A 6,004-nucleotide genomic window follows, 5' to 3' on the forward strand; every position below is an offset into this window, starting at 1 on the left:
CTTGAAGACTGGAACGTCTTGCGCAACACCGCTTCGTTCAGTGGCTTGCTGGTGGGCAACGGCGCCAGCCGCGCGGTGTGGGACGATTTCGGCTACGAGTCGCTGTTCGAAAACGCCCGCACCGTTGAAGAAAAACCCCTGAGCCCGTCCGAGCTKAGCGTGTTCGATGCGCTGCAGACCCGCAGTTTCGAGCAGGTATTGAGCGCACTGAAAACCACCAGCCGGGTTAACAAGGCCCTGGCTGTCAGCTCCGCCGCCCCACGCAATCGCTATTACGCGATCAAGGAAGCGCTGATCAACACCGTGCATGCGCTACATATCCCGTGGCGGCTGGTGGTGCCTTCGACGCTGGCGACGATCAATCAGGAACTGACCAGTTATCGCACGGTGTTCACCACCAATTACGACTTGCTCTCCTACTGGGCGGTGCAACACCAACCTGGGGCGATTACCGACCTGTTCCAGGGAGGCGAACCCGGTTTCGACCTGAGCGACACGGCCACCGACAAAACCCGTTTGCTGTACCTGCACGGAGGCCTGCACCTGGTGCGCAACCAGGACGGCACGGCGCGCAAGCTGATGTCGACCGAGGGCACGTTGCTGGGCAATTTCGCCATCAACAACACGATCAAGACCCTCGACGACGTGCCGCTGTTCGTCAACGAAGGGCCGAGCGCGGACAAGCTCAAGACCATCCGCAGTTCGGACTATCTGTCGTTCTGCTACGAGCAACTACTCGGTCACGGCCAGGCACTGTGCATCTTCGGCCATGCGTTGGGGGAGCAGGACAGACATATCATCCACGCCTTGCGCCTGGCAAAACCGCAGGTGGTGGCGATCTCGATTTACCCGCGCAGCAAGCCGTTCATCCAGCATCAGAAGCGGCATTACGCGAAGGTGTTTGAGGGGACGGGTGTGGAGTTGAGGTTTTTTGATTCGAAGAGCCATGGGCTGGGTGGTCCGAAGCTGGCGGTTCCGGTCGAGGTTTAGCGGCGACGCAGCTGCCGCTATCGCGAGCAGGCTCGCTCCTACATTGGAATGCATTCCCCCACAGGGATTTGTGCTGGATTTGAAAGCTGTACTCAAAACACCGGCAACGTCTTGTCCTTGACCACCTTGGTCGAGCCGTTGGCCTTCACGCTGGCGATACCTTTCTCCATGGCTGCAGCGGAGGAATAGGCCTCGCTGCTGCCGATGATCTCGTGGTTGCCCGCCTTGAGGTTGAAATACGGATGGCCATCCTTGGTGGTTTTCTTCTCGTAACGTTCATCCAGCTGGCTGTTGGCCTGGACCGAGGCGATGCCTTTGTCGGCGGCAGCGTGGGTGGTGTACAGCTCGCTGGTCAGAATGGTCTCGGCGTTGGCCGCCTTGAGGACAAACCTGAACTGGCCATTGCTGCTTTTGCTCACTTCATACCATCCGGACATGCTCTTTCTCCTTGGCGATTGAGAGGTTGCGCGCTCCACAGTAAAGACCAGCCTGGTGTTTCTGTCGCCTGTACCGGCCCCATCGCGAGCAAGCTCGCTCCCACAGGTTCAGCGTGATCCCTGTGGGAGCGAGCTTGCTCGCGATGGGGCCGGTACAGACGATAAAAATTTATCTACTTCGCCGTCGCCCGCACCACCGACAACTCCGGCGCCGACGTCCGCCGCTGGCTCAGGTAGCGCGTACAACTCACCCGCAGGAACGAAGCGAAATTGACCACCTCACCGCGATAGTCCATCACCTCTTCATACAGCTTGGCGATCAATTGGTTGGTGGTCATGCCGTCGACTTCGGCGATTTCGCTGAGGATGTCCCAAAACTGATTCTCCAGCCGCAGGGTGGTGACCACCCCGCAGATGCGCAGCGAGCGGGAGCGCGATTCGTAGAGTATCGGGTCGGCTTTGACGTACAGCTCGCACATGGACCTATCCCTCGTTACAGCGTGATTTTGGTACCCAGCAACCCCAGGAAACCGGCCAGCCAGTTCGGGTGCGCAGGCCAGGCCGGAGCCGTGGCCAGATTGCCCTGAACATGGCCGTCCGTCACCGGAATGTCGATATACGTACCGCCCGCCAGGCGCACTTCCGGGGCGCAGGCTGGATAAGCGCTGCACTCGCGACCTTCGAGAACACCCGCGGCCGCCAGCAACTGCGCGCCATGGCACACGGCGGCGATAGGTTTGCCGGCCTTGTCGAATGCGCGCACCAGTTCCAGGACTTTTTCGTTCAGGCGCAGATACTCCGGCGCACGGCCGCCCGGAATCAGCACGGCGTCATAATCGACGGCGTTGACCTTGGCGAAATCAAAGTTCAGGGCAAACAGGTGACCGGGTTTTTCACTGTAGGTCTGGTCGCCTTCAAAGTCATGGATCGCCGTGCGCACAGTCTGGCCGGCGGCTTTGTCCGGGCAAACGGCGTGTACCGTGTGGCCGACCATCAGCAGCGCCTGGAACGGCACCATCACTTCATAGTCTTCGACGTAATCACCGACCAGCATCAGAATTTTTTTCGCAGCCATGGGGAGGACTCCTCTGGAAGTGGGCTTGCAGGAGTATTCAAGGTAGTCCTTATCCGGCTGGGCGGGTAACAACCGGCTACTACGAATGCACAGGACCACTGTAGGAGCTGCCGAAGGCTCGCAACTGTACGGATAACTCTGCACCTAGCTGTAACAGCGGCTTACACCGGGTTTATGGCTAGATAACACCACCTCCCACCTTCCACGATTCTGGTTGCCATCATGTCCTCGCGCGAAAACACCGGCATGGCCCTGGGCCTGCTCGGCGTTGTGATCTTCAGCCTCACCCTGCCCTTCACGCGGATCGTCGTGCAGGAACTCCACCCGCTGCTCAACGGCCTGGGCCGGGCACTGTTTGCGGCGGTTCCTGCGGCGTTGCTGTTGCTGTGGCACCGGGAAAAATGGCCGACCTGGAAGCAGGTCAAAGGCCTGACGCTGGTGATGGCCGGGGTGATTCTCGGCTTCCCGGTATTGTCGGCCTGGGCCATGCAAACCTTGCCGGCGTCCCACGGTGCGCTGGTCAACGGTTTGCAGCCGCTGTGCGTGGCGCTGTATGCCGCGTGGTTGTCCCATGAGCGGCCTTCGAAAGCCTTCTGGGCCTGCGCGGCATTGGGCAGCGCGTTGGTGCTCGGTTATGCACTGATCAGCGGTGCCGGCAGCATTCAGGCCGGAGATTTGCTGATGCTTGGTGCCATTGCAGTGGGCGGATTGGGCTACGCCGAGGGAGGCCGACTGGCCAGGGAGATGGGTGGCTGGCAGGTGATCTGCTGGGCGCTGGTGTTGTCGACGCCGCTGCTGATCGGCCCGGTGGTGTATCTGGCGCTGCAGCATCAGGGCGAGGTTTCCGCCAAGACCTGGTGGGCCTTCGGTTATGTTTCGCTATTTTCGCAGTTCATCGGCTTCTTCGCGTGGTACGCCGGGCTGGCCATGGGCGGCATTGCCCGGGTCAGTCAGATCCAGTTGCTGCAGATTTTCTTCACCATCGCCTTCTCCGCGCTGTTTTTCGGTGAACATGTGGAGCCGATTACCTGGCTGTTTGCTGGCGGCGTTATTGTCACTGTGATGCTCGGACGCAAAACGACAGTGCGCCCGGCGCGAACTGCCACTGCATGACCCTGTAGGAGCCGGCTTGCTGGCGATGGCGTCCTCGAGATCGCTATCGCTGGCAAGCCGGCTCCTACAGGATTGTGATGTTTACAAATAGCCGTCAGCGCGCAGCAAGGTTTCCAGGCAATGCTCGCTGATGTGATAGAAATCCTTCAGCTCCTGAATCTTCGCCAGCAACAAGGCCGGGGCCACCGGCTCGGCGCGTTTGACCGCCAGGATCATCTTGTTCTTGTTGGTGTGGTCCAGTGAGATGAACTCGAACACTTTGGTCTCGTAGCCGCAGGCCTCAAGGAACAACGCGCGCAAACTGTCGGTGACCATTTCCGCCTGCTGGCCCAAGTGCAGACCGTATTGCAGCATCGGCTTGAGCAGCACCGGGCTCTGGATTTGCAGGCGGATCTGCTTGTGGCAGCACGGCGAGCACATGATGATCGCCGCGCCGGAACGGATGCCGGTGTGGATCGCATAGTCAGTGGCGATATCGCAGGCATGCAGGGCGATCATCACGTCCAGCTCGCTCGGCGCCACGCTGCGCACGTCACCGCACTTGAAYACCAGGCCGGGGTGCTCAAGCTTGGCGGCCGCTGTATTGCACAGGGTGACCATGTCTTCACGCAGTTCGACACCGGTCACCTCGCCTTGGGCCTTCAAGGTGTTGCGCAGATAGTCGTGGATGGCGAAGGTCAGGTAACCCTTGCCCGATCCGAAGTCTGCCACGCGCACTGGTTTGTCCAGCGCCAGGGGCGACGAGGTCAGCGCATGGCTGAACACTTCGATGAACTTGTTGATCTGCTTCCACTTGCGCGACATCGCCGGGATCAGTTCATGCTGCTTGTTGGTCACACCCAGGTCGGCGAGAAACGGCCGGCTCAGGTCAAGAAAACGGTTTTTTTCACGGTTGTGCTCGGCCGATGGCACTTCGCGCAATTGTTGAGGTTTGCTCTTGAACAGCGATGACTTGCCCTTTTTGCTGTATTCGAGCTGGGCTTCGTCGGTCAACGCCAACAAATGCGCATTTTTGAACGACGCTGGCAGCAGCTCGGCAATGCTCGCCACGCCTTCGGCCAGCGGCAGGTTCTTGGTGATGTCGCGGGTTTTGTAGCGGTAGACAAAGGACAGGCAAGGCAGCGCCTTGACCGTCACCGGTTTGATGATGATCCGCTGCAGGTCCGTTTCATCGCCCACGTACTTGGCCAGCACCAGTTTGATGAACGCATTTTGCTCGAGGCTGGTTTGCACCAGGTCGATGAACTGGGCGTGATGATCCGGCGCGAGGCTGGCGGGAGTGGCGGTGACGGACATGGAAAAACGGCCTCAGGCGATGCAAATCGGAGAATGCCGGTATTTTAAGGGGGACGAGGACTTTGGGCACGGGGTTATTTTGCGGCAGGTCCCAGTCATGGTGCCCAGGACCTCAATACAACCGCTGAAAACTCAGGGTTCCACCAGGCGAAGCCTGCGGTTATTCGGCGAGTTGATGATGTGTTTGACGATCAGCCCCACTGGCACCGCCCAAGTCAGGCCATTGGCAGGGTCAGTCACCACGGCGACCGTTTCGGAACTGGCATCGATATCCAGGCGCCGCCGGTCGTTGCACGACTTGAGTACGCCGTAGGCACGGCTGACCAGCCTTTCCGCCAGGTACATCGGTACATCCATATTCTGCAGATGCTTCACCGCGCGACAAAACAGGACTTGATCATCGTTCCCCCCTTCACTTTCATGGCGCCCCAGAAACGCTTGGGCTATAGCCAACAGTTCCTCATTCATATCTGCATTTTCATCGATGACCTTCATGCTCACGTCTCCTGCGGCACGTCTGTCGTGGCAGGACTGATTGCTACGGGCCGGGCGGCACGGCGCAAATCGGGTCCGGCGCAAGGCAGGCGTACGGCCGGATTGGGCATGCCACTGGGCGAAAGTTCATGGGTCATTTCAAATTCGGCACGCACGGACCAACCGCAAGCTTCCGACGTGCATTGCAGATACGCCACCCGCAGGAAAATATGTCGGCCTTCGCTGGTGCGGATGCGCATCCTGTTCAAGCAGTGCGGGCACACCATTTTATAAGTACTCATGCTTGATTCCCGACGGTCATTGGGTGGCAATCAACCTGATCAAACGCAATACTGCTTGAGAGTTTCATCGCGGCGCTCCGGTCTTGCGAACAGTGTCTGCCAGACATAAGGAAGTGCATCGGGCAGTCGCGTAATGGGTTCGAGCCATGCTCGTAGGAAATCACCCTGATAGCATTAGGAAGTTTCGACATCGTATTCTTCTGACTCATCTTTGATGATTGATTAGTTACAAGAAAAAAAGTACTCATTACGCATAAATTAGGCACTCAAAAAGCATATGTCAAAAGGAAGAGGCTCAAATTGCGTAGCAAAAAATC

The 6,004-nt window shown here is 58.7% G+C and carries 8 protein-coding genes; 2 read left to right on the forward strand and 6 right to left on the reverse strand.

The annotated features are described in order from the left end of the window. Nucleotides 1-990 (forward strand): DUF4917 family protein (locus tag AC1DVH_RS24895; protein ID WP_477756051.1); only part of this gene is annotated, 990 nt, incomplete at its 5' end. Nucleotides 991-1,082: 92 nt separating this feature from the next. Here the strand turns inward: AC1DVH_RS24895 and AC1DVH_RS24900 are convergent. From AC1DVH_RS24900 to AC1DVH_RS24910, 3 genes are all read right to left on the reverse strand, one after another. Next, nucleotides 1,083-1,427: a YegP family protein gene (locus AC1DVH_RS24900; protein WP_477756052.1), complete on the reverse strand. Its 345-nt coding sequence runs from the start codon at nucleotides 1,425-1,427 to the stop codon at nucleotides 1,083-1,085. A gap of 173 nt (nucleotides 1,428-1,600) precedes the next feature. After that, the gene (locus AC1DVH_RS24905; RefSeq protein WP_477756053.1) at nucleotides 1,601-1,906 is read right to left on the reverse strand and encodes a ribbon-helix-helix domain-containing protein; all 306 of its coding nucleotides are present in this window, start codon (nucleotides 1,904-1,906) and stop codon (nucleotides 1,601-1,603) included. 14 nt (nucleotides 1,907-1,920) lie between these two features. Beyond that, nucleotides 1,921-2,502, reverse strand: coding sequence for a DJ-1/PfpI family protein (locus AC1DVH_RS24910; RefSeq protein ID WP_477756054.1), 582 nt, complete (start codon nucleotides 2,500-2,502; stop codon nucleotides 1,921-1,923). 222 nt (nucleotides 2,503-2,724) lie between these two features. Here AC1DVH_RS24910 and AC1DVH_RS24915 point away from each other — a divergent pair, with 222 nt between their 5' ends. Beyond that, nucleotides 2,725-3,615: a DMT family transporter gene (locus AC1DVH_RS24915; protein WP_477756055.1), complete on the forward strand. Its 891-nt coding sequence runs from the start codon at nucleotides 2,725-2,727 to the stop codon at nucleotides 3,613-3,615. Between the two features lie 81 nt (nucleotides 3,616-3,696). Here the strand turns inward: AC1DVH_RS24915 and AC1DVH_RS24920 are convergent, their stop codons facing one another. The 3 genes from AC1DVH_RS24920 to AC1DVH_RS24930 form a co-directional block, all read right to left on the reverse strand. Further along, on the reverse strand, nucleotides 3,697-4,911 hold the full coding sequence (locus tag AC1DVH_RS24920) for a class I SAM-dependent methyltransferase (RefSeq protein ID WP_477756056.1): 1,215 nt from the start codon (nucleotides 4,909-4,911) through the stop codon (nucleotides 3,697-3,699). A gap of 132 nt (nucleotides 4,912-5,043) precedes the next feature. Continuing rightward, on the reverse strand, nucleotides 5,044-5,406 hold the full coding sequence (locus tag AC1DVH_RS24925) for a hypothetical protein (protein ID WP_477756057.1): 363 nt from the start codon (nucleotides 5,404-5,406) through the stop codon (nucleotides 5,044-5,046). A 2-nt stretch (nucleotides 5,407-5,408) separates the two neighbouring features. Then, nucleotides 5,409-5,687 (reverse strand): Ogr/Delta-like zinc finger protein, encoded by a 279-nt coding sequence (locus AC1DVH_RS24930; protein ID WP_477756058.1) that lies wholly within the window; start codon nucleotides 5,685-5,687, stop codon nucleotides 5,409-5,411. Nucleotides 5,688-6,004 lie beyond the last annotated feature (317 nt).

Source organism: Pseudomonas sp. P4_C3 (assembly GCF_056402075.1).

Coding starts and splice junctions, on each gene's coding strand:
- AC1DVH_RS24925 (WP_477756057.1), bottom strand. CDS start 5,406: ATGAAGGTCATCGATGAAAATGCAGATATGAATGAGGAACTGTTGGCT.
- AC1DVH_RS24905 (WP_477756053.1), bottom strand. CDS start 1,906: ATGTGCGAGCTGTACGTCAAAGCCGACCCGATACTCTACGAATCGCGC.
- AC1DVH_RS24930 (WP_477756058.1), bottom strand. CDS start 5,687: ATGAGTACTTATAAAATGGTGTGCCCGCACTGCTTGAACAGGATGCGC.
- AC1DVH_RS24910 (WP_477756054.1), bottom strand. CDS start 2,502: ATGGCTGCGAAAAAAATTCTGATGCTGGTCGGTGATTACGTCGAAGAC.
- AC1DVH_RS24900 (WP_477756052.1), bottom strand. CDS start 1,427: ATGTCCGGATGGTATGAAGTGAGCAAAAGCAGCAATGGCCAGTTCAGG.
- AC1DVH_RS24915 (WP_477756055.1), top strand. CDS start 2,725: ATGTCCTCGCGCGAAAACACCGGCATGGCCCTGGGCCTGCTCGGCGTT.